Raw genomic sequence first — 22,108 nt, forward strand, 5'->3', positions numbered from 1 at the left:
GGTCGGCCCGGGTGCCGGAGGCCGCGAGGGCGGGTGCCGGAGCACGGATCAGCCCCCGGACTGGGACCTCCGCCGGGTGATCTCCCGCTTCACGGCCCGGGGGACCGGCAGGTCGCGGGCCAGCTGCCGGACGGCGTGCCGGGTCTCGGCGCCGTCCCGACCCCGGTAGAGCCGGCGCTCCAGCCCGGCCGCCCCGATCAGGCCGGCCAGCTGCCGGTCGCGCTCGTCGGCCGGATCGGTCGGATCAGCCGCACCGGTCGGACCAGAGAGACCAGAGAGACCAGTCGGACCAGAGACCCCGGAGAGCCCGGCGTGCGCCAGCGTGGCCGCCGTCCGGGCGGCGATCAGCGCTCCGGCGTCCGGCCGCACGGCCGTCCAGCGGCGGTAGGGCAGCCCGAGGAAGCGGTGGCTCCGGACGGTCAGCACGCCCTGCCCGACCATCCGGTCCAGGTGGTGGTGGGTCGCCCGGCCGTGCGGGTGGGTCAGCGCGCGCAGCGCGTGTTCGAGGGTCCGGGGCCGGCCCTCGCCCGCCTGCCCGAGGTCGGCCAGGACGGCGGCGGCGAGTTCGTCCTGGTCGCCCGGCGGCCGGTGGCCGGTGATCCGGCGCCCGTCGACGGTGATCGTGCCGGCCAGCTGGAGCTCGGCGAGGACGGCGCCCGCGACCGCCGTCGAGAGGGTGAGGGCGGGGATCCGAAGGCGTCCGTCCGCCGGGTCGGCGCAGAGCAGCAGCAGTTCCTCGGCCAGGGGCCGGGTGCCGGTGTCGGGGGAGTTCATGGGGAGAAGGCCTACCCGGCCCGGAAACGCCTCAGGCCGCCCACCGGAGTGGACGGCCTGAGACCTTGCCATGTGCGCCGCCAGGGACTCGAACCCCGGACCCGCTGATTAAGAGTCAGCTGCTCTAACCAACTGAGCTAGCGGCGCTTGCTGACGTCGAAGACTTTACACGCCGCCGACCGGATCCACCGAATCGTGTTCGAGTGATCACCGATTGTCACTGCCCCCGGGTCGCCGGCTCCGGGTGGTGGCAGGCCGCCTGGTGGTCCGCCCCGGGGGCGCCGAGCAGGGCCGGCCGCTCCTGTTCGCAGCGGGCCCGGTCCGCCGGGGCGGTGAGCGCGGCGTAGCGCGGGCAGCGGGTGCGGAAGACGCAGCCGGTGCGGCGCTCGGTGGGCGGGGGCGGGTCGCCGGCCAGCAGGATGCGGTCGCGGGCGCGCTCGGCGGCGGGGTCGGGCAGCGGGACGGCGGAGAGCAGGGCGCGGGTGTACGGGTGGCGGGGGCGGTCGAAGACGGCGGAGACCTCGCCCTGCTCGACCGTCCGGCCGAGGTACATCACGCTGACCCGGTCGGCGAGGTGCCGGATCACCGAGAGGTCGTGCGAGACGAACAGGTAGGAGAGGCCCAGTTCGGCCTTGAGGGCCTGGAGCAGGTTGAGCACCCCGGCCTGGATGGAGACGTCCAGGGCGGAGACCGGCTCGTCCAGCACCAGCAGCCCGGGCCGGACGGCGAGGGCCCGGGCGATCGAGACGCGCTGGCGCTGGCCGCCGGAGAACTGGTGCGGGTAGCGGACGGCGTGCTCCGGGTCGAGGCCGACCTGGCGCAGCAGCTCGGGCACCCGGCGGGCGATCTCCTCGCGCGGGGCGCGCTGGGCGAGCAGTGGTTCGGCGACGATGTCGCCGATCGGCATCCGGGGGTCGAGGCTGGCCATCGGGTCCTGGAAGACGATCTGCACCCGGGCGCGGAGCCGGTGGGCCTCGGCCCGGGTGAGCGTCGCGGTGTCGTGGCCGAGCAGTTCGATCCGGCCGGTCTCCGGGGCGCCGAGCCGCAGCAGTTCGAACAGGGTGGTGGACTTGCCGGAGCCGGACTCCCCGACCAGGCCGAGGGTCTCGCCCTCCCGCAGGTCCAGGTCGACGCCGTCCACCGCGTACACCTCGCCGACCTTGCGCTTGAACACCGTGCCCTTGAGGAGGGGGAACGTTTTTTCCAGGCCGCTCACCGACAGCACCGGCGTCCGGGTGGAGCGGTCGACGGGGCCGACGGCGGTCGGCGGCAGCTCCGGAACGGGGTAGACCTCGGCGGGCGCGGGCCGTCGCTCGGCGAGCTCCGCCGACCGTACGCAGGCGGACAGGTGCTCCTCCGTACCCTGCAGGGCGGGCTCGGCCGTCGTGCAGCGCTCCTCCGCGAGCGGGCAGCGCGGCGCGAAGGGGCAGCCCGGGGGCAGTTCGGCCATCGGCGCCGGGGTGCCGGGGATCGGTACGAGCGGACCGCCGCGCCCGTCCAGCCGGGGCAGCGCGCCGATCAGGCCGAGCGAGTACGGGTGGTGCGGGGCCGCGAAGAGCTCGTCCACCCCGGCCGTCTCGACCACCCGTCCGGCGTACATCACCGCGACCCGGTCGGCCGCCCCGGCGATCACCCCGAGGTCGTGGCTGACCAGGACGAGCGCCGCGCCGGTCTCCCGCTGGGCGGTGCGCAGCACGTCCAGCACCTGGGCCTGGATGGTGACGTCGAGGGCGGTGGTGGGCTCGTCGGCGAGCAGGATGTCGGGATCGTTGGCGACCGCCATGGCGATCATCGCGCGCTGCCGCATGCCGCCGGAGAACTCGTGCGGGAAGCTGTCCAGGGCCCGGTCGGGCGCCGGGATGCCGACCAGGTCGAGGAGTTCGGCGGCCCGGCGGCGCGCGGCGGCCCGGTCCACCCGCTGGTGGACGCGGACCGCCTCGGCGATCTGGTCGCCGATCCGGTAGACCGGGGTGAAGGCGGACAGCGGGTCCTGGAAGACCATGGCGATCCGGCGGCCGCGGATCGCGGCGAGCTCCCGGCCCGGCAGCCCGACCAGTTCCCGCCCGTCCAGCCGCACCGAGCCGCTGACCCGCGCCGTGCCGGGCAGCAGCCCGAGCACGGACAGCGCGGTCACGGACTTCCCGGAGCCGGACTCGCCGACGATGCCGAGGGTCTCGCCGCGCCGCAGGGTGAGGTCCACCCCGCGGACGGCGGGGACCGGGCCGTCGGGCCCGGCGAAGTCGACCCGCAGGTCCCGGACGGCGAGCAGCGGGGTTTCGGCGGTGGTGGTCACGGGAGCTTCCTACGGCTGGCAGGGCGGTGGGAACGGCGGGTGGACCGGGAGCGGCGGGCGGACCGGGAACGGCGGGGCGCCGTCCCGGAGGTGGGGTCGAGGGCGTCGCGCAGCCCGTCCCCGATCAGGTTGACGGCGAGCACGAACAGCACCAGCAGCGCCGCGGCGAAGTAGAACAGCCAGGGGAACACCGGGGCCTCGCCGGTCCCGGCGGCGAGCAGGGTGCCGAGCGAGACGTCCGGCGGCTTGACCCCGAAGCCGAAGTAGGAGAGCGCGGTCTCGCTCATCACGGCGCCGCCGACCGCGATGGTGGCGTCGATGATGAGGAAGGAGGCGACGTTCGGCAGGATGTGCCGGCTGATGATCCGCAGCGGCCGTACGCCCATGAACCGTGCGGCGCGGACGAATTCGCGCTCGCGCAGGGAGATGGTCATCGAGCGGACCACCCGGGCGGTGATCATCCAGTTGAACAGCGCGAGCAGCAGGACGAAGGCGATCCAGCCGGCGCTCTTCAGCCGGGACGAGACGATGGTGATGATCAGGAAGGCCGGGAAGACCAGCAGCAGGTCCACCAGGAACATCAGCGCCCGGTCGGCCCAGCCGCCGAAGTAGCCGGCGCAGGCGCCGACGACGGAGGCCAGCACGGTGGAGAACAGCGCCACCAGCAGACCGATGACCAGCGACTTCTGCAGGCCGCGGACGGTCTGCGCGAAGACGTCCTGGCCGACCCCGTTGGTGCCGAACCAGTGCTCGGCGGACGGGGGTTGGTGCAGCGCGGAGAAGTCCGGGGCGGCGTAGTCCCAGGGTGTGAGGTACGCGCCGCCGAAGGCGAGCAGGAACAGCAGCAGGACGACGACGGCCCCGGCGACGGCGCCGCGGGCGGCGAGCAGCCGGCTGAGGACGAGCCGTCCGCGGCCGGTGCCCCGGGGGGCGGTGGCCGGGGCGGAGGGCTCGGCGACGGTGGTGGTCATTCGGCTCTCCTCCGGTCAGGACCGCACGCGCGGGTCGAGGGCGGCGTGCAGGGTGTCCGCGAGGAAGCCGGAGACGAGCACGACGACGGCGGTGAACAGGTTGATCGCCACCACCGAGTTGACGTCCTGCTCGTTGATCGACTGGATCAGCCACTCGCCCATGCCGTGCCAGCCGAAGATCGTCTCGGTGAAGATCGCGCCGGTGAAGATGCCCAGGAAGCTGTAGGCGAACATCGTCGACATCGGGATCACCGCGGTCCGCAGCCCGTGCTTGAGCAGCGCCCGGCCGCGGGTCAGGCCCTTGGCCTCGGCGGTGCGCAGGTAGTCGGAGCCGAGCACGTCGAGCATGGTGCCGCGCTGGTAGCGGCTGTAGGTGGCGAGGCCGCCGAGGGCCAGCGAGATGGTGGGCAGCAGCAGGTGCAGCGCCCAGTCGGCGAGGTGGGTGCCGAGGCCGCCGGTGAGCCCGGGGGTCTCGTAGCCGGTGAACGGGATGACGTCGTGGCCGGCCGCGTCCTTGGCGGCGATGGCGCCGTTCTTGAGGAACAGCGCGACCAGGAAGACCGGGGTGGAGAGCAGCACGAAGGACAGCACGGTGAGCAGCCGGTCGGAGATCCGGTACTGGCGCACCGCGCTCCAGGCCCCGGCCGCGACGCCGAGGACCATGCCCAGCAGGCTGCCGAGCAGCAGTAGCCGCAGCGAGACCCAGACCCGGCGGCCGAAGTCGTCGGTGACCGGGGTGTCGTGGATGGTCCGGCCGAGGTCGCCGTGGAGCAGCCCGCCGGCCCAGTGGCCGAAGCGTTCGACGACCGGGGTGTGGTCGTTCAGGTTGAGCGCCGTGAGCTGGCGTTCGACCGATTCGACGGCCGGGCGGGGGACCTTGGCGTCGAAGTAGGTGCGCGGCTGCAGGGCGGTCGCGGAGATCGCGTACGCCAGGAAGACGGCGGCGATCAGCAGCACCGCGTAGTAGCTCAGCCGCTTCGTCAGGAAGCGGAGCATCAACGGCCGCCCGTCACGGTGCGGGTGGGGCCGACGCGTCTGGTGGGCATCGGGTGGGGGCCTCCGGTCCGGGCCCGTTCGGGGCGTCGGTTGGCATGGTTCGGCGGATCGTCAGATCGATTGACTGATCAGTGAGTTGGGAAAGCGCAGGTCAGAGTGAAGCACCCGGGCACTGAGGCGGTGTTGCGCCCGTGTTGCCGCGTGTGACTTTTCGATCAGGTGTGCCCTCCTCCCCCTGGTGGCGGATCTGATCCGCTGTTACCTTCTGCTCGCCCGGTGCCGAATTGGCTGCCCACGCTCAAGCCCCGTCACACCTCTCGCGCCCCAACTCCCGTCATCGATCCCAGGGGGACCCTCATGGACGCTTCCACCACGGCCCGCCGCCTCGGCCGGGCCGCCGCGCTCGCCGTCGCCGTCGCGCTCGCGGTCACCGCGTGCACCTCGGGCGGGGGCGGCTCCGCCGACAACGCGGCGAAGAGCGAGCCGCCGGGCCCGGGCGCCAACGACCTCAACCCCAAGCCGCTGGACCAGGTCAAGGACGGCGGGGAGGTGCGCTTCCCGCTCTACCAGTGGATCACCCAGTGGAACCCGCTACAGGTGGACGGCTACTACGGTTCCGCAGTCTCGATCATGCGCAACCTGGAGCCCTCGCTCTTCAATACGGACGCCGCCGGCAGCTTCCTGCCCGACCCGGACTACCTGGTGGACGCCAAGGTCACCTCGACCTCGCCGCAGGTGGTCACCTACCGGCTCAACCCCAAGGCCAAGTGGTCGGACGGCAAGCCGCTCGGCTACCTGGACTTCAAGGCCGACTGGCAGGCCGCCGGTGGCAAGGACCCGGCGTACAACGTCTCCGACCCGTCCGGCTACGAGCAGATCTCCGCGGTCGAGCAGGGCGCCGATCCGACCGAGGTGAAGGTCACCTTCGCCGAGCCGTACGCCGACTGGCAGAACCTGTTCCGCCCGCTGATCCCGGCGGCCGGGATCTCCACCCCGGACGACTTCAACAAGGGCTGGGTGGAGAAGATCCCGATCACCGCGGGCGCGCTGAAGGTCGGCACGGCGGACAAGACCGCGCAGACCCTGACCCTCGTCCCCGACCCGGCCTGGTGGGGCACCAGGGCCAAGGTCGACAAGGTCACCTTCCGGGTGATGTCCCAGTCGGCGACGACCCAGGCGTACCTCAACAACGAGATCGACTACGCCGCGGCCGGCACCGCCACCGCGTACGGGCAGCTCAAGGACGCCAAGGACACCGTGATCCGCAGCGCCAGTCCGTGGGACGAGGTGCACATCTCCTTCGGCGGCTCGGGTGCGCTGAGCGACCGGAAGGTCCGGCAGGCGCTCGGCAAGGCGCTGGACCGCTCCGCACTGATCAAGATCGCCAACAACGGCGTGCCGGTGGAGTTCAAGCCGCTCGGCAACCACATCTTCATGCCCAACCAGACCGGGTACCAGGACACCTCCGGCGACTGGGCCAGGTTCGACCTGGCCGCCGCCAAGAAACTCCTGGACGAGGCGGGCTGGAAGGAGGCCGGCGGCGGTCAGCCGCGCACCAAGGACGGCCGGCCGCTGGAACTGCACTGGGTGCTCAACGACTCCACCCCGCAGGCCCAGATCGACCTGGCCACCGCGGCGGTGGCGATGTGGCAGGCGGCCGGGGCCAAGGTCAGCCTGGACAAGGTGCCCGCCAACGACTTCTTCACCAAGTACGTGAACCCGGGCAAGTTCGAGATCGCGAGCTGGCGCAACACCGACTCCTTCCCGCTCTCCAAGAGCCTGACCAACTTCCGGCTGCCGGTGGGCGACAACAGCTTCAGCAACCCCTCGCGCCTGGGCAGCCAGGAGATCGACGAGCTGCTGAAGAAGGCCGCCGGGACGGTCGACCCGGCGGAGGCCGCGAAGCTCTACAACCAGGCGGACGCGAAGATCTGGGAGCTCGGCCACACCGTCGAGCTCTACCAGCGGCCGGAGGTGGTGGCGACCCGCAAGGGCCTGGCCAACTACGGGGCCTTCGGTCTGGCGGGGGAGGACTACAGCAAGCTCGGCTGGGAGAAGTAGCCGCCGCCGGGGCGGGGCGGGCCGCACGGCAGGCGCTGGCGAGCAGCGCGGTGATCACGAGGCCGGTGGCGCGGACGCGGGGGGATCGGCTCCGCCGCCCCCGCAATCCCGCCACCCGCCTTGACCTTCCGCGTTGCCCGCACGCCACCCGTGTCGTGGGGCCCGGCAGGGCCCGCGCTCTTCCAACCGGGGAAGAATCTAGCGGCGCTCCGGTCGCTCGCGACGCAGCGCGCGGGGCGCGCCCGGAAACCCGCCGCGCTGTCACCCGGTTCGCGCACCGGAGCGTCAACTACGGCTGACGGCAAGGAAAAAAGGGGACATACGGGGCCATCGTACCCGGGGGGCGCGCGGCCTTTCCGGGCCGCGCCGGTGCGTGCACAGCTGTTGCGCCCGCGTTCAGAGCCGTCGCGCCGGTGCGTGCGCCGGGCCGGGGCCGCTGCCAGGATGCGCGGGACGGTCCCCCCGCCCTCCTCCCGACTCCCCGGAGCAGCTCCGATGGCCAGTGACCCCGCCGCGACGGCACGCCCCAGCCACCCCGTCGATCCGCCGCCGGTGCGCCGGATGGTCCCGCGCGACCGGAACGAGCCGCACCGGGTCGCCACCCCGCTGGAGCTCTTCTTCGACCTCTGCTTCGTGGTCGCGGTCGGCCAGGCCGGGCGCGAACTGGCCGGCTCGCTGGCGGCCGGGCACTACGGCGACGGCCTGCGCGGCTACGTGCTGGCCTTCTTCGCGATCTGGTGGGCCTGGATGAACTTCACCTGGTTCGCCTCCGCGTACGACGTCGACGACGTGCCGTACCGGATCACCACGCTGGTGCAGATCGCCGGGGTGCTGATCCTCGCCGCCGGCGTGCCGCGGATCTTCGCCACCCAGGACCTGACGCTGGGGATCGTCGGCTACCTGGTGATGCGCCTGGCGATGGTCACCCAGTGGCTGCGCGCGGCCGCCGGCGAGCAGGGCCCGGCGCGCCGGGTCGCGCTGGGCTACGCGGCGGGGATCACGCTCTGCCAGGCCGGCTGGGTGGTGGTGCTGTTCCTGCCGCAGGACGTCCGGCTGTACGTCATCCCGGTCGGGGTGCTGTGCGAGCTGGCCGTGCCGGTGGTCGCCGAACTGCGGGCGCGGACCTCCTGGCACCCGCACCACATCGCCGAACGGTACGGGCTGTTCACCCTGATCGTGCTCGGCGAGACGGTGGCGGCGGCGACCGTCGCGGTGCAGTCGGCGGTGGACGAGCACGAGGAACTGGGCCGGCTGGTGCCGGTGGCCGCCGGCGGGCTGCTGATCTGCTTCGCGGCCTGGTGGATCTACTTCGCCCGGTCCGTCCACGAGCACCTGCGCTCCAACCGGCAGGCGCTGGTCTGGGGGTACGGGCACTACCTGGTGTTCGCCTCGGCGGCGGCGATCGGCACCGGGCTGGAGGTGGCGGTGGAGTCGGCGGTGCACCAGGCGCACATCTCCGAGACCGCCGCCACCGCGACGGTCACCGTGCCCACCGCGCTCTACCTGGTCACGGTCTGGTTCCTGCACTCCCGGCACACCAAGCGGGGCGCGGCGGCCCAGGCGGTGGCGCCGGCGGGGGCCGCGCTGGTGCTGGCCTGCACCGCGCTCGGCGGCTCCGGGGTGCTCGCGGCGGGCCTGGTCTGCGCGCTGATGGTGGCGGTGGGCGTGCTGGTCCACGGCCGGGAGAGCAGGCGGGCGGGCGCCCGCCGGGCGTACTGATCCGCGGGGCGTACCGGTCCACGGGGCACGCCCAGTCCGAACCGCCCTGTCCGAACAGCCCGTCAGCCGACCCGGCCCAGCAGCACCGGCTCGTGCCGCGCCAGCCAGTCCAGGTAGGCCGGGTTGACCTTGGCCAGATCCAGGTAGGCGGCCCGCAGTTCGCCGTACAGCGCGTCCAGCGCGGGCGGGCTGAGCACGCGCGGACGCCAGGTGAACAGCAGCCGGACGGCCAGCGGGTCCCCGTGCACCGGGCGGACCACCGTGCCGGGACCGGGCAGCGAGGTGGGCTGGCAGGGGCGGACGGCCTCGCCGGAGGCGACCAGCTCGGCGGCGGTGGCGTTGTCCCGCACCTGCACCACCCGGGGGTTGAGCCCGGCCTCGGTGAACACCCGGCGCATTGCCGCGTACTCGTGGTCGGCGGTCGGGTCGACCATCCAGGTGTCCTCGGCGAGGTCGGCCAGGTGGACGACGTCGCGGGCGGCGGCCGGGTGCCCGGCGGCGAGCGCGACGAACTGCGGCTCCCGGGCCATCAGCACCCGGTGCTCGGCGTCCGGCGGCACCCGCAGCGGGAAGCCCTCGCACTCGTGCACGAAGGCCACGTCCAGCTGGTCGGCGGCGACCATCCGCAGCAGCGCGCTGGCCGAGATGTCCACGTGGATGGTGGTGTCGGTGTCCGGCAGCCGCTCGTGCACCCGGCGCAGCCAGGCCGCGACCGCCCGGCTTCCGACGCTGCCGATCCGCAGCCGCCGCTGCCGGCCGGGGCCGGCCGAGTCCCGTGCCTCCTGGCGAGCGGCGGCCACCAGGGCGGCCATTTCGGTGATCACCGGCCGGGCCCGGGAGAGCACCGAGTGGCCGAGCGCGGTGGGCCGGCTGCCGGTCTGCTCGCGGGTGAACAGGGTGCCGCCGATGGCCCGTTCGATGCGGTGCAGCTGGGTGGTGAGGGAGGGCTGGGTCATGCCGAGCTGGAGCGCGGCCTTGCGGAGGCTGCCGCTGTCGGCGATCGCGCACAGCACCCGGAGGTGTCTCACGTCGAGCTCCACGTCGGGAGCATAGACGCCGTCGCACCCCTTCGCCAAGGACATGACAGGCATTCAAGGCATGCCGAAGGGCCGGCCGACGGACCGACCGGCTGAACGGCCGACGGATCGGCCGGTGCGCCGCACGACGGCACCGGGCCGCTATGCGGTGGGGCTATCGCCGGTTGGCATCATCCGCGACGGCCCCGCCCGGGTCGAAGCTCGGGGGCAGCAACCCGCCTCTCGGCCACCGCCCGGGGCGGCCCCCACCGTGCGCCCCGGCCGGGCCCGGCCCCCATCGGGCCCCGGCGAGCCGGCGCACCGCGAAACCGGAGTCCCCACATGAAGCGATCCGTGCTGTCCGCAGCCCTGGGCCTGACCCTCGCGGCCGGCCTGGCGGTCCTGCCCGCCACCGCCGCGAACGCCGCGAACGCCGCGCCGGCCGCTCCCGCCGCCCCGGCCGTCCAGGGCTACACCCCCTCGACGTACGCCGGTTCGGCCGCGGAGGCGGCGAACAACCAGGCCTTCTTCCAGGCCGTGATGGCCTCGGCCAAGGCCAAGCAGGCCGCCAACCCGGGCCTGGCGACCGTCACCGTCACCTACGACACCGCGAACGCGCCCTCCTTCACCAGCCAGATATCCCAGGCCGCGCAGATCTGGAACAGCTCGGAGACCAACGTCCAGCTCCAGGCGGCGAGCGGCAGCGGCGACTTCTCGTACTACGAGGGCAACGACAGCCGCGGCTCCTACGCCAGCACCGACGGCCACGGCCACGGCTACGTCTTCCTCGACTACCAGCAGAACCAGCAGTACAGCTCGCTCCGCGTGGTGGCGCACGAGACCGGCCACGTGCTCGGCCTGCCCGACGACTACTCCGGCCCGTGCAGCGAGCTGATGTCCGGCGGCGGCCCCGGCCCGTCCTGCACCAACCCGTACCCCGACGGCAACGAGCGCAGCCAGGTCGACTACCTCTGGGCGAACGGTCTCGCGGCGCGGAACTGACGCGAGCGGCAAGCGGGTTCGGGGTGGCGGGCCGCTCGGCCGGAATCGAGCGGCCCGCCACCCCGGGTACTTCCCCGGACCGGAGCCTAGCCGCCGCCGGAACGGAATGCCAGGGGCACGATTGAGTCAAGGCGAGGAAAAGACAGCTCAAATCGACTCCATAGCAGGGGTATTGAACGGTGCTATCGCGGGTTGGCATCATCCGCGCACGCGCCGGGTTGCCCGAAGCTCTGGGGACACCACCCGTTGACCAGGTGTTCCCCCCGGCCGGCCCCCAACCGGCCACGTCACCTCAGGAATCGGAGCCCCCACATGAAGCGATCCGTGCTGTCCGCCACCCTCGGCCTCGCCCTCGCGGCCGGCCTCGCCGTGCTGCCCACCACCGCCGCCGCGGCCGCGACGCCGACCGCCCCGGCCGTGCAGGGCTACACCGCCACGACGTACGCCGGTTCGGCCGCGGAGGCGGCGAACAACCAGGCCTTCTTCCAGGCCGTGATGGCCTCGGCCAAGGCCAAGCAGGCCGCCAACCCGGGCCTGGCGAGCGTCACCGTCACCTACGACGCCAGCTCCGCCCCCTCCTTCCGCAACCAGATATCCCAGGCCGCGCAGATCTGGAACGGCTCGGTCGCCAACGTCAAGCTGCAGTCCGGTTCGGCCGCCGACTTCCGCTACTACGAGGGCAACGACAGCCGCGGCTCCTACGCCAGCACCGACGGCCACGGGCGCGGCTACGTCTTCCTCGACTACCAGCAGAACCAGCAGTACAGCTCGGTGCGCGTGGTGGCGCACGAGACCGGCCACGTGCTCGGCCTGCCGGACCACTACTCCGGCCCGTGCAGCGAGCTGATGTCCGGCGGCGGCCCCGGCCCGTCCTGCACCAACCCGTACCCGAACACCACCGAGCGCAGCCGCGTCAACTCGCTCTGGGCGCGCGGCTGACCCGGGCGCTGAACCCCGGACTGTGAACCCCGGACGGTGAACCCCGGACCGGCCGCCTCGGCGCGGCCGGTCCGGGGCCTCGGCGCTTCCCGGGCGCGATCCGGTCCGGGGCCTCGTCGCTCCCCGGCGTTGTCGGTGCCGCGTGCGAGCATGCGCCGAGACCCGTACGCCCCGACCGCCAGGAGCCACCGCCATGCCCCGTTCCGCCCCCGACCGGCTCGCCGACCTCCCGTACGCCGAGCTGCTGCGCCCGCACACCGGGCCGCTGCGCGCCGACGAGCGGTACGACACCGCGCACTTCGACGGCGGCGAGCACACCGACGAGTCGGGCGCCGGGGCGGCCTTCCTGGAGTGCGCCTTCACCGGTGTCGCGCTCAGCGGGGTCAAGCTGCGCCAGGCAAGGTTCAACGAGGTGTGGGTGCAGGCCGGCCGCTGGGTCGCCTGCGACCTGAGCGACTCCGAGTGGCAGGACAGCTCCTTCGTCGGCGGCGTGCTCGCCGGGGTCGCCGGGTACGGCTCGGCGCTGCGCCGGGTGGTGTTCCGGGGCTGCAAGCTGGAGGCGGTCAACCTGCGCTCGGCCGTCCTGCGGGACGTCGTCTTCGAGGACTGCCTGCTGCGCGACGTGGACTTCGGCGAGGCGAAGCTGACCGGGGTGTCCTTCCCCGGCTCCACGCTGGAGGAGGTCCGCCTGCGCGGCGCCACGCTGAGCCGGACGGACCTTCGGGGCGCCGTCCGGCTCGGTCTGGTCGACGGCCACCAGGGGCTGCGCGGGGCGGTCATCAGCTCGCTCCAACTGATGGAGCTGGCCCCCCAGTTCGCCCACGCGCTGGGGATCGAGGTCAAGGACCGCTGAGCACCTGAGCCCCTCCGCGCGTTCAGCCGGGCGTCGCTCGGTGACGCCCGGGCGAACAGTCCGCCAAACCTGCCGTCGGCACCTGGTGGGCCGGTCGGGCCGAGGTGGAGACTTCTCCGCGATCGATGGCCCCGACTTGTGCACACAACATCGCCAGCGAAGGGACGGACCGGTCTGATGGCCGAGTTGAGTCGTAGGAAGTTCGTCACGCTGTCCGGCGCCGCCGCGGCAGGCCTCGCCGTGGCCGGCACCGGAGCGGCGGGGCCCGCGGGGGCCGCCCAGGGAAGTGGCGCAGCTCCCGCTTCCACCGCCGCGCTCAGCGCGACCGGCACCATCACCGACGCCCGGCACGTGGTGATCCTGATGCAGGAGAACCGCAGCTTCGACCACTACTTCGGCACGCTGCGCGGCGTGCGCGGCTTCGCCGACCGCAGCGCCATCCAGATCTCCGGCGGCTACAGCGTCTTCAACCAGCCGAACGGCCTGCTCGCCCGCCAGTACCCCTGGCAGTTCAGCCAGACCAAGCCGGCCGGCGGAGCGGACCCGGAGCGCCTCGCCCAGTGCAACGGGGACCTCAGCCACGGATGGGGTGACCAGCACAAGGCCTGGAACGGCGGCAAGATGGACTCCTGGGTCGCCGCCAAGGGCAACGTCCGCACGCTCGGCTTCCTCACCCGCCAGGACATCCCGTTCCACTACGCCCTGGCCGAGAACTGGACCATCTGCGACGCCTACCACTGCTCCGTGCTCAGCGCGACCGGCCCCAACCGCACCTACCACTGGTCCGGCCAGATCGACCCGGCCGGCACCGCGGGCGGCCCGGCCTACGACGGCGGCGACGAGAAGGGCCTGCGCTGGCAGACCTACGCCGAGGCGCTGGAGAGCGCCGGCGTCAGCTGGAAGGTCTACCAGAACGCCGCCGACAACTACGGCGACAACGCCCTGGCGTACTTCACGAACTTCACGGGCGCCCAGGCCGGCAGCCCGCTGGCCGTCAAGGGCATGGGCTCGGTGCCCAAGGTCACCGGGCGGACCCCGGACGACATCGCCGCCGCCATCAAGGCCGACGTGCTGGCCGGGACGCTGCCGCAGGTGAGCTGGATCGTCCCCGACCAGTCCTCCTCCGAGCACCCGTACGCCACCCCGGTGGACGGCGCGCACTTCGTCCACATGGTGATCGACGCGCTCAACGCGGACCCGAACGTCTTCGACTCGTCCGTCCTGTTCATCAACTACGACGAGAACGACGGCTTCTTCGACCACGTCCCGCCGCCCGCCGCCCCGGCCGGCACCCCGGGCGAGTTCTACAACGGCACCAACATCGGCCTCGGCTTCCGCGTCCCGCTCATCGCCGTCTCGCCCTGGACCCGCGGCGGCTGGGTCAACTCCGAGACCTTCGACCACACCTCGGTGCTGCGCTTCCTGGAGACCTGGACCGCCGCCCTCGGCAAGCCCGCCACCTGCCCGAACATCAGCGACTGGCGCCGCCGGGTCTGCGGCGACCTCACCAGCGTGTTCGACTTCGCCAACCCGGTCTACGGCCTGCCCGCGCTGCCCGACACCTCGCAGACCATCGGCCTGTCCGCCTGCGGCCCGCTGCCCAACCCGGCCCCGGTGAACAACCAGCTCCCGGTGCAGGAGTCCGGCACCCGCCCGGCGCGCGCCCTGCCGTACCAGCCGAACGCCAACCTGGACCACCTGGAGTTCGGCTCCGGCGGGGTGATGAAGGTCTGGATCGCGATGGACAACGGGGGCGCCGCCGCCACCAAGTCCGCCCACTTCGCGGCCTACGCCAACGCCTACCGCGGCGGCGGCCCCTGGCAGTACACGGTGGACCCGGGCGGCAGCACCAGCGACTTCTTCAACTGCGGCACCAACTTCGGCGGCGGCCCGTACGACCTTACGGTGGTCGGCCCCAACCGCTTCCTGCGCCGCTTCAAGGGCGACGCGACGAAGGCGGGCAAGAACGCCGCCGTCACCGCCTCGTACGCCGTCGAACCGGGCACCGGCAAGCTCGCGCTCTACTTCAAGCTCGCCAACTCCGGCAGCACCCCGATCACGTTCACGATCGCGTCCAACAACTACCGCACGGACGGCCCCTGGACGTACCAGGTCCCGGCCGGCGGCAGCGTGAGCGACTTCTTCAACGCCGTGGCGTACAGCAACGGCTGGTACGACTTCACCGTGACGGTGGATGCGGACAGCACCTGGTCCCAGCGCTTCACCGGCCACCTGGAGACGGGTGCGGCGAGCATCACCGGCTGACCGTCGTTCCCACCGCGCCGAACGGGGCCCCACTCCTCCGCCGAGAAGTGGGGCCCCCGTGTCACCGCCGCCAGAACAGGTGGTGCGCCACACCGCTCGGGCTGGGGACGACCTCCAGGTGGAACCGGTCGAGCAGCTCGTCGGGGGACTCCCAGAGCTTCAGCCCGGTGCCGAGCTCCACCGGGGAGACCGCCACGTGCAGGGTGTCGACCAGGTCGGCGTCGAGGAACTGCCGGATGGTGGTGACCCCGCCGCCGAGGCGGACGTCCTTGCCGTCGGCGGCCTCCCGGGCCTGCTTGAGGACGGTGGCCGGATCGCCGTCGACGAAGTGGAACGTGGTGTCGGAGAGCGTGAACGACGGCCGGGTGTGGTGGGTCATGACGAACACCGGCGTACGGAACGGCGGCTCGGCACCCCACCAGCCGCGCCACTCGTGGTCCTGCCACGGGCCGCGCTGGGGCCCGAACTTGTTGCGCCCCATGATCTCGGCGCCGATGTTGCGGTCGAAGTCCCGGGTGAAGTAGTCGTCCAGGCCCCGGCTGCCGCCGGGGTCGGTGCGCATCGGCCAGCTCGCGGTGGCCCCGGCCCAGGAGAAGAGCCGCTCGGGGCGGTCGAGGCCGAACGGCAGCTCGAAGCTCTGGTGCTCGCCGGCCGCGACGCCGTCGCTGGAGACATTGAAGTTCATGACTCTGAGCAGTTGGTTCATGACTGGGGCTCCTGTCCCGTGATCGTGCGGCGGGGTGCCGCACACCGGGACGTCGGAGCGGACCCGGCGGGATTGACATCGGGCCCGGGACTTTTTCGAGGACTTCTCTCGGGGGCGGTCCGGGCCCGTCAGGCGAACGGGCCCCGGGGGAACCACGGGTCGTGGACCTCGCGGGGCCCGTCCGGGGTCAGCAGGGTGAGGCCGAGCGCGCCGGAGGCGTACTCGGCGAGCTGCACCGAGCCGTGCCGGGTCTCCAGTTCGGCCTGCACGGGCACCGGCAGCTTGGTCAGGGCCCGCCGCAGCTGCAGGGCGTCCCGCCGGCTGATCGGCTGCGGCGCGCGCAGCACCAGCCGCAGCGGGCTCATCGGCCCGGCCACCGGCACGCCGCTGCCCAGCTCGTAGCCGACCGCGCCGATCGGGCCCCAGGGCAGCCGGTGGTCCGCGACCAGCCGGCCGACCTCGGGCAGCAGGGCCAGGGCCGGGATGCCGGCGAGCCGTTCGGGGGCCAGATGCCCGCGCCGGTCGGGGAGCTGTTCGGGCCGCAGGGTCCGGGCCACCGCCGCCCAGGGGGCCAGGGCGTCCAGCCGCTGGCCCGGGCGCGGGCCGCGGACGGTCACCGGGAACCACAGCTCGGGCGCGGCCTCCGGGTCGCGGGTGCAGCGCTGGGGGTGCGGCAGGTCCACCGGGTTGCCGACCACGGCGGGCGCCCGGCCGACCGTCACCCAGGGGTGCGCCCGCAGCACGGCCCGTGCCCAGTCCGGGAGTTCGCCGCCCGCGAGGGGCCGCAGCGAGCTGGGGCACTGCATCAGCAGCAGGTCGTGGGCGCCGGGCAGCCGGCCGTCCAGGGCGGCCAGCGGGCCGACCCGCCGGCGCGGTCCGTCGTGCTGGTCCTCGGCGGTGCGCCGGGCGGGGCTTCCGGGGTGTACGACGGTCACTGCGGGCTCCAGGGGGTGGCGTGGATGTCGCCGACGGCCACCACCCTCCGCCCGTCCGGCGGCTCCCGGCTACGGCCCTTGGACGCGTTCACCAGGGACCAAAGGCTCAAGGTGCGCCCGTCCGTGCCCGGTGTGAGAGTGGGGGACAGCCCGGCATTCCGTCGTTCCCCCCGGAGGAGGAGCCATGGGCATCTTCGACAGGTTGTTCCACCGGCCGCAGCACGAGTCCGCCGGGCAGGAGTCCGCCCAGCGGGCCGCCCTCGCCCACGACGAGGCCGCCGACGCGTACGGCGACGACATCGAGCGCACCCGGGAGCAGCAGGAACGGCTCGCCCAGGAGGAGGCCGACCGGCGCGCCGCCGAGAACATGACCGCCGAGGGCGACCCCTGGGGCTGAGCCCGGAGCTCAGGCCGTACGCGGCGGCAGCGGCGGGCGGCGCAGGTCCGGCCGGGGGGTGTCGGCGGACGGCGGCTCGGCGGCGGGGGCGTCCTCCAGCAGCTCCAGGGCCAGCTGGACGGCGGCGACCAGCTCCGGGTGGCGCCCCCGGGCCCAGTCGCGCGGGGTGCGCAGCACGTGCACGTCCGGTTCGACACCCCGGTTCTCCACCGTCCAGCCGAGCCCGCCGCCGAACCAGGAGGCGTTCTTCGGCACCGAGATCTGGGTGCCGTCGCCGAGGGTGTGCCGCCCGCTCATCCCGACCACCCCGCCCCAGGTGCGGGCGCCGATCACCGGGCCGAGCCCGAGCAGCTTGATCGCCGCGATGATCACGTCGCCGTCGGAGCTGGTGGCCTCGTCGGCCAGCGCCACCAGCGGTCCGCGCGGTGCGTGCCGGGGCCAGCGGACCGGGCGGCGGTCCCGGGTGAAGTCCCAGGCCAGGACGTGCCGGGAGAGCTTCTCCAGGACGAGTTCGGAGACGTTGCCGCCGGCGTTGCCGCGGACGTCCAGGACCAGCGCGGGCTTGTCCAGTTCGCGCCGCAGGTCCCGGTTGAACTGCGCCCAGCCGGAGCCGCCGAGGTCCGGGATGTGCAGGTAGCCGCACCGCCCGTCGCTGAACTCGCGGACCAGGGAACGCCGTTTGGCCACCCAGTCCTGGTAGCGGATGGGCCGTTCGTCGACCAGCGGGGTGATCACGATCCGTCGCACCGGGCCGTCCGGGGCGCCGCGCAGGGCCAGTTCGAGCGTCGTGCCGCCGGTGCCGGCCAGCAGCGGCAGCGGTCCGCGCAGCGGGTCCACCGGGCGGCCGCCGACCTCCAGGAACTCGTCGCCGTCCCGCACGCCCTGGGCGGCGAGCGGGGCGCGGGCGCGCGGGTCGGAGGTCTCGCCGGGCAGCACCCGGTCGACCAGCCAGCGGCCGTCGGGGGAGCGGTGGGCGTTGGCGCCGAGCAGGCCGAGCGGCTGCTGGGCGAGCACCGGGCCCTCGGCGCGCCGGGAGGGGGTGACGTAGGCGTGCGAGGTGCCGAGTTCGCCGAGGAGTTCGCGCAGCAGGTCGGCGAAGTCGTCGGGGGAGCAGACCCGGTCCAGCAGCGGCTCGTACTGGGCGACCAGCGCGGGCCAGTCCAGGCCGGACATCCGCTCGTCCCAGAACTGGTCCCGGACGATCCGGGCCGCCTCGTGGTAGGCCTGGCGCCACTCGGCGGCCGGGTGCACGGTGTGGGTGATCCGGCGCAGGTCGACGGTGGTGCCGGCGGCGGGGGCGGCGACCGGGACCACCCGCAGCGTCCCGGCCGAGTACACCGCGATCGAGCCGCCGTCCCCGGAGACCGCGTAGCCGTCCAGCTTGTCGACCAGCGTGCTGCGGGTGCCCCGGGCCAGGTCGAAGTGCTCCAGCGAGGGGCGCCCCGAGGTGTCCTCCGGGCTGGCGAAGGTCTGCCCGAGGGTGCCGGAGATCGGCCAGCGCAGCCAGACCAGGCCGCCGCGCACCGCGTCGGTGGCCGAGTACTTGGAGGCGATCACCGGGAACTGGAGCAGCCGCTCGCCGATGCCCTCCGGGTCGACCCGGACGGTGCCGTCGCCGCCGTCGCCGTGCGCGGCGCCGTCCTCGGGCGGGGCGGTGAACGGTGAGGGGGTGTCGGCGGCGAGCGGGACGAGGTACGGGCGGCAGCCGAGGGGGAAGGAGAGGTCGCCGGTGTGCACGTCGTGGACCGGGTCGAAGCCGCGCCAGGACAGGAAGGCCAGGTAGCGGCCGTCCCGGGTGAACACCGGCTGCTCGTCCTCGAACCGGCCGTCGGTGACGTCGGTGGTCGCCGCGGACGCGTCGGCCCGGGTGAGCCGGATGCGGCGCAGCGAGCGCCCGGCGACCGGCTCGGACCAGGCGGTCCAGTGCGAGTCGGGGGAGAAGCGGGCGCCGGTGACCGGCCCGTAGCCGGAGGCGGCCAGTTCGCGCACCCCGCCGTCGGCGGCGGAGACCAGCAGCAGCCGCCCGTCCGAGGTGGTGGCGGCGAGCCGGCTGCCGTCGGGGGAGGCGGTGAGCTCCAGGACGCGGCCGATCCGCCCGGCGGCGAGCACCCGGTGGCGGTGCTGCTCCGAGCGGGGGTGCCCCGGCAGCGGCACCACCTCGATCGCGTCGGCGCCCTCGGCGTCGGTGACCCAGGCCGCCTCGCCGGTGTGCCCGAGCACCACCGGCAGCCGGGTGCGCACCCCGGGGGTGTCGGCGAGCGCCCGGGCCGGGCCGTCCTTGTGGGTGAGCCAGTACTGGCTGCCGCGCACGGTGACCACCCCGGCCCGGCCGGTCTGGTCGCAGGCGAGGTCCTTGACCTGGCCGGCGGCGCTGACCTGGTACGGGCGGCGGCCGGCCCGGGCGCCGCCGAGCGGGACGTGCAGCCGGCGCGGGGCGGGGGCGGCCAGGTCGTCCAGCAGCCAGAGGTCGCCGGCGTGCTGGTAGACGATCCGGGTGCCGTCGGTGGCGGCCTCGCGGGCGTAGTAGGAGGCGTGGTCGGTGTGCCGGCGCAGGTCGGTGCCGTCCGGGCGGCAGGAGTAGACGTTGCCGATGCCCTCGTGGTCGGAGAGGAAGGCGATCCGGTCGCCGAGCGGGCCGCCGACCGGCATCGGCGCGGCGAGGTGCCCGGTGTGCCCGGGCAGGATCCGGTCGCCGTCCACCCAGAGCCGGCCGGTGGCGCCGCCCCGGTAGCGCTTCCAGGCGGCAGGCCCGTGCGGGGCGGCGCCGGTGAGCAGTACGGTCCGCTCGCGGCTCATCTGGGCGTCGCCGACCGGCCCCCAGGGCATCCGGCGGCCGGGGGAGCCGTCCGGCGGCAGGGCGTGCGCCCAGGTGTAGTGGCCGAAGGGCTCGTGGTAGGAGGTGACGGCCAGCACCTCGCCGTCCGGCAGCCAGCCGCGCACCCGGGTGTCCTGGCTGCCCCAGAAGCTGAGCCGGTCCGCCGGGCCGCCCTCGACCGGGGCGGTCCACACCTCGGGGGTCAGGGCGAGCCAGCTGGTCCAGGCGAGGGTGGTGCCGTCGGGGGAGAAGCGGGGGTGGCTGACCCGGGTGCGGTCGCAGCCGACCCGCCAGGCCCGGCCGGTGCCGCCGCCGTCGGCGTCCAGCGGGGCGATCCAGACGTCGTCCTCGGCGGTGAAGGTGAGCAGGCCGCCGTGCAGGTGGGGGTGGCGGAGGTAGCCGGGCGGGGTCACGCCTCCATCCTTCGACGGGGTGTCACCTCCGGCAACCGGAGGCAACCGGGGGTGGCCGGGGGCGGCCGGGCGCCGGTGGGCCGGGGCCGCCCGAACCGGTCTGGACCATTGACACCTCCCGGCCGGATCCACTTCAGTGGTCTAGTCCAACTTGGGTGCCAGGCCGGGCCGTTCCCCCCACTGGCCCGTGCTCCGGCGTGCCCTCGGACGTCCCCCACGACCGCGCCATCGCAGGAGCACCCGCATGCGCAGAACCCTTCCCGGACAACGCCGCGCCACCATCGCGGCCGGCACCGCCTCCGCCGTCGCCGCGGCCACGCTGGTCGGCGTCACACTCGGCCTGGCGCCCACCGCCTCGGCCGGCGAGTTCCTGGTCAACGGCGGCTTCGAGTCCGGCTCACTCGGCCCCTGGAGCTGCTCCGGCAACTCCGGCAGCGTCGTCACCAGCCCGGTGCACGGCGGCGGTCGCGCGCTCGCCGCGGCCGCCACGGCCGGCGACACCGCCCAGTGCGGCCAGACCGTCACCGTCGCCCCGAACACCACCTACACGCTCAGCGCCTACGTCAACGGCTCGTACGTCTACCTGGGCGTGGACGGCGGCGGCCCGAGCACCTGGACCCCGGGCACCGGCGGCTCGTACCAGAAGCTCAGCCTCAGCTTCACCACCGGCGCCACCCAGACCAGCGCCACCGTCTACACCCACGGCTGGTACGGCCAGGGCACCTACTACGCGGACGACATCTCGCTGGACGGGCCGGGCGCGCCCAGCCCGACGCCCACGCCGACGCCCACCGGGACGGCCTCGCCGACCGCCTCGCCGACCGCGACCCCGACGGGCACGCCGACCGGGACGCCCACCGGCACCCCGACCGGCACGCCCACGGGCACCCCCACGGGGACGCCCACCAGCCCGCCCGCCGGCAGCCACGCCCTGGTCGGCTACCTGCACGCCAGCTTCGCCAACGGCGCCGGCTACACCCGGATGGCCGACGTCCCGAACTCCTGGGACTTCATCAACCTGTCCTTCGGCGAGCCCACCTCCGTCACCTCCGGCGACATCCGCTTCAACCGCTGCCCGGCCACCGAGTGCCCGACCGTCGAGTCGGACGACGAGTTCAAGGCCGCCATCGCCGCCAAGCGGGCCCAGGGCAAGAAGGTGCTGATCTCGATCGGCGGCCAGAACGGCCAGGTCCAGCTGACCAGCACCGCCGCCCGGGACACCTTCGTCAGCTCGGTCTCGGCGATCATCGACAAGTGGGGCCTGGACGGCCTGGACATCGACTTCGAGGGCCACTCGCTCTCCCTCAACACCGGTGACACCGACTTCAGGAACCCGACCAGCCCGGTCATCGTCAACCTGATCTCCGCGGTGAAGACCCTCAAGGCCAAGTACGGCCCGGGCTTCGTGCTGACCATGGCGCCGGAGACCTTCTTCGTCCAACTCGGCTACCAGTACTACGGATCCGGCCCCTGGGGCGGCCAGGACCCGCGCGCCGGGGCGTACCTGCCGGTCATCCACGCGCTGCGCGACGACCTCACCCTGCTGCACGTCCAGGACTACAACTCCGGCTCCATCATGGGCCTGGACAACCAGTACCACTCGATGGGCGGCGCCGACTTCCACGTCGCGATGACCGACATGCTGCTCAAGGGCTTCCCGGTGGCGGGCAACGCGAACAACGTGTTCCCGGCGCTGCCGGCCTCCAAGGTCGCCATCGGCATGCCGGCCACCACCAACGCGGGCAACGGCTACGTCGCCCCGGCCGAGGTGAACAAGGCGCTCGACTGCCTCACCAAGCTGGCCAACTGCGGCACCTACGTGCCGCGTTCGGGCGCGCAGCCGAACCTGCGCGGGCTGATGACCTGGTCGATCAACTGGGACCGGTTCGGCGGCCAGGAGTTCTCCAAGAACTTCAACGGCTACTTCGGCCGCTGAGCAGCCGAGTCCCGGGC

Annotated in this window: 16 protein-coding genes and 1 tRNA gene; 8 read left to right on the forward strand and 9 right to left on the reverse strand. The window is 73.6% G+C overall.

All coding sequences use genetic code 11. The annotated features are described in order from the left end of the window. Positions 1–48 precede the first annotated feature (48 nt). The 5 genes from ACWDCZ_RS14980 to ACWDCZ_RS15000 all read right to left on the reverse strand — a co-directional run bounded on the left by ACWDCZ_RS14980 (position 49) and on the right by ACWDCZ_RS15000 (position 5,034). Positions 49–774, reverse strand: a complete 726-nt coding sequence (locus tag ACWDCZ_RS14980; protein ID WP_449816113.1) for a GOLPH3/VPS74 family protein — start codon at positions 772–774, stop codon at positions 49–51. Positions 775–847: 73 nt separating this feature from the next. Then, a tRNA-Lys gene (locus tag ACWDCZ_RS14985) sits at positions 848–921 on the reverse strand. A gap of 70 nt (positions 922–991) precedes the next feature. Beyond that, on the reverse strand, positions 992–3,067 hold the full coding sequence (locus ACWDCZ_RS14990) for an ABC transporter ATP-binding protein (protein ID WP_449816114.1): 2,076 nt from the start codon (positions 3,065–3,067) through the stop codon (positions 992–994). Beyond that, complete coding sequence (locus tag ACWDCZ_RS14995) at positions 3,064–4,038, reverse strand: ABC transporter permease (RefSeq protein WP_449816115.1); 975 nt, start codon at positions 4,036–4,038, stop codon at positions 3,064–3,066. Before ACWDCZ_RS14995 ends, ACWDCZ_RS14990 begins: the two co-directional genes overlap by 4 nt. Positions 4,039–4,053: 15 nt before the next feature. Beyond that, positions 4,054–5,034, reverse strand: coding sequence for an ABC transporter permease (locus tag ACWDCZ_RS15000; protein WP_049652233.1), 981 nt, complete (start codon positions 5,032–5,034; stop codon positions 4,054–4,056). 357 nt (positions 5,035–5,391) lie between these two features. On the opposite strand from ACWDCZ_RS15000, the gene ACWDCZ_RS15005 reads away from it, so the two are divergent. Together ACWDCZ_RS15005 and ACWDCZ_RS15010 are read left to right on the forward strand one after the other, a co-directional pair. Next, on the forward strand, positions 5,392–7,095 hold the full coding sequence (locus ACWDCZ_RS15005) for an ABC transporter family substrate-binding protein (protein WP_074005100.1): 1,704 nt from the start codon (positions 5,392–5,394) through the stop codon (positions 7,093–7,095). Positions 7,096–7,590: 495 nt separating this feature from the next. Then, a complete protein-coding gene (locus ACWDCZ_RS15010; protein WP_449816116.1) occupies positions 7,591–8,814 on the forward strand; it encodes a low temperature requirement protein A in 1,224 nt (407 codons plus the stop codon). A 62-nt stretch (positions 8,815–8,876) separates the two neighbouring features. Here ACWDCZ_RS15010 and ACWDCZ_RS15015 read toward each other — a convergent pair whose 3' ends face one another. Beyond that, complete coding sequence (locus tag ACWDCZ_RS15015; RefSeq protein WP_241853111.1) at positions 8,877–9,854, reverse strand: LysR family transcriptional regulator; 978 nt, start codon at positions 9,852–9,854, stop codon at positions 8,877–8,879. A gap of 318 nt (positions 9,855–10,172) precedes the next feature. Between ACWDCZ_RS15015 and snpA (ACWDCZ_RS15020) the strand changes: the two genes are divergently transcribed. From snpA (ACWDCZ_RS15020) to ACWDCZ_RS15035, 4 genes are all read left to right on the forward strand, one after another. Beyond that, positions 10,173–10,832, forward strand: coding sequence for a snapalysin (snpA, locus tag ACWDCZ_RS15020; protein WP_449816117.1), 660 nt, complete (start codon positions 10,173–10,175; stop codon positions 10,830–10,832). A 312-nt stretch (positions 10,833–11,144) separates the two neighbouring features. Then, positions 11,145–11,771, forward strand: coding sequence for a snapalysin (snpA, locus tag ACWDCZ_RS15025; RefSeq protein WP_449816118.1), 627 nt, complete (start codon positions 11,145–11,147; stop codon positions 11,769–11,771). 193 nt (positions 11,772–11,964) lie between these two features. Beyond that, positions 11,965–12,624, forward strand: a complete 660-nt coding sequence (locus ACWDCZ_RS15030; RefSeq protein WP_049652227.1) for a pentapeptide repeat-containing protein — start codon at positions 11,965–11,967, stop codon at positions 12,622–12,624. A gap of 177 nt (positions 12,625–12,801) precedes the next feature. Further along, positions 12,802–14,889 (forward strand): phosphocholine-specific phospholipase C, encoded by a 2,088-nt coding sequence (locus ACWDCZ_RS15035; protein WP_449816119.1) that lies wholly within the window; start codon positions 12,802–12,804, stop codon positions 14,887–14,889. Positions 14,890–14,950: 61 nt separating this feature from the next. On the opposite strand, the gene ACWDCZ_RS15040 is transcribed toward ACWDCZ_RS15035, so the two are convergent. After that, positions 14,951–15,595, reverse strand: coding sequence for a dihydrofolate reductase family protein (locus tag ACWDCZ_RS15040; RefSeq protein ID WP_449816120.1), 645 nt, complete (start codon positions 15,593–15,595; stop codon positions 14,951–14,953). A gap of 128 nt (positions 15,596–15,723) precedes the next feature. Beyond that, entirely contained in the window at positions 15,724–16,530 is an 807-nt protein-coding gene (locus ACWDCZ_RS15045) for a phosphoribosyl-dephospho-CoA transferase MdcG domain-containing protein (RefSeq protein ID WP_117487882.1), read from the reverse strand. 184 nt (positions 16,531–16,714) lie between these two features. On the opposite strand from ACWDCZ_RS15045, the gene ACWDCZ_RS15050 reads away from it, so the two are divergent. Then, positions 16,715–16,927: a hypothetical protein gene (locus tag ACWDCZ_RS15050; protein WP_380741404.1), complete on the forward strand. Its 213-nt coding sequence runs from the start codon at positions 16,715–16,717 to the stop codon at positions 16,925–16,927. Between the two features lie 9 nt (positions 16,928–16,936). Here ACWDCZ_RS15050 and ACWDCZ_RS15055 read toward each other — a convergent pair whose 3' ends face one another. Further along, positions 16,937–20,155 (reverse strand): S41 family peptidase, encoded by a 3,219-nt coding sequence (locus ACWDCZ_RS15055; protein ID WP_449816121.1) that lies wholly within the window; start codon positions 20,153–20,155, stop codon positions 16,937–16,939. A gap of 244 nt (positions 20,156–20,399) precedes the next feature. Here ACWDCZ_RS15055 and ACWDCZ_RS15060 point away from each other — a divergent pair, with 244 nt between their 5' ends. Beyond that, positions 20,400–22,091, forward strand: coding sequence for a chitinase (locus ACWDCZ_RS15060; protein WP_375874706.1), 1,692 nt, complete (start codon positions 20,400–20,402; stop codon positions 22,089–22,091). Positions 22,092–22,108 lie beyond the last annotated feature (17 nt).

The organism is Kitasatospora sp. NPDC001225 (genome assembly GCF_053597855.1).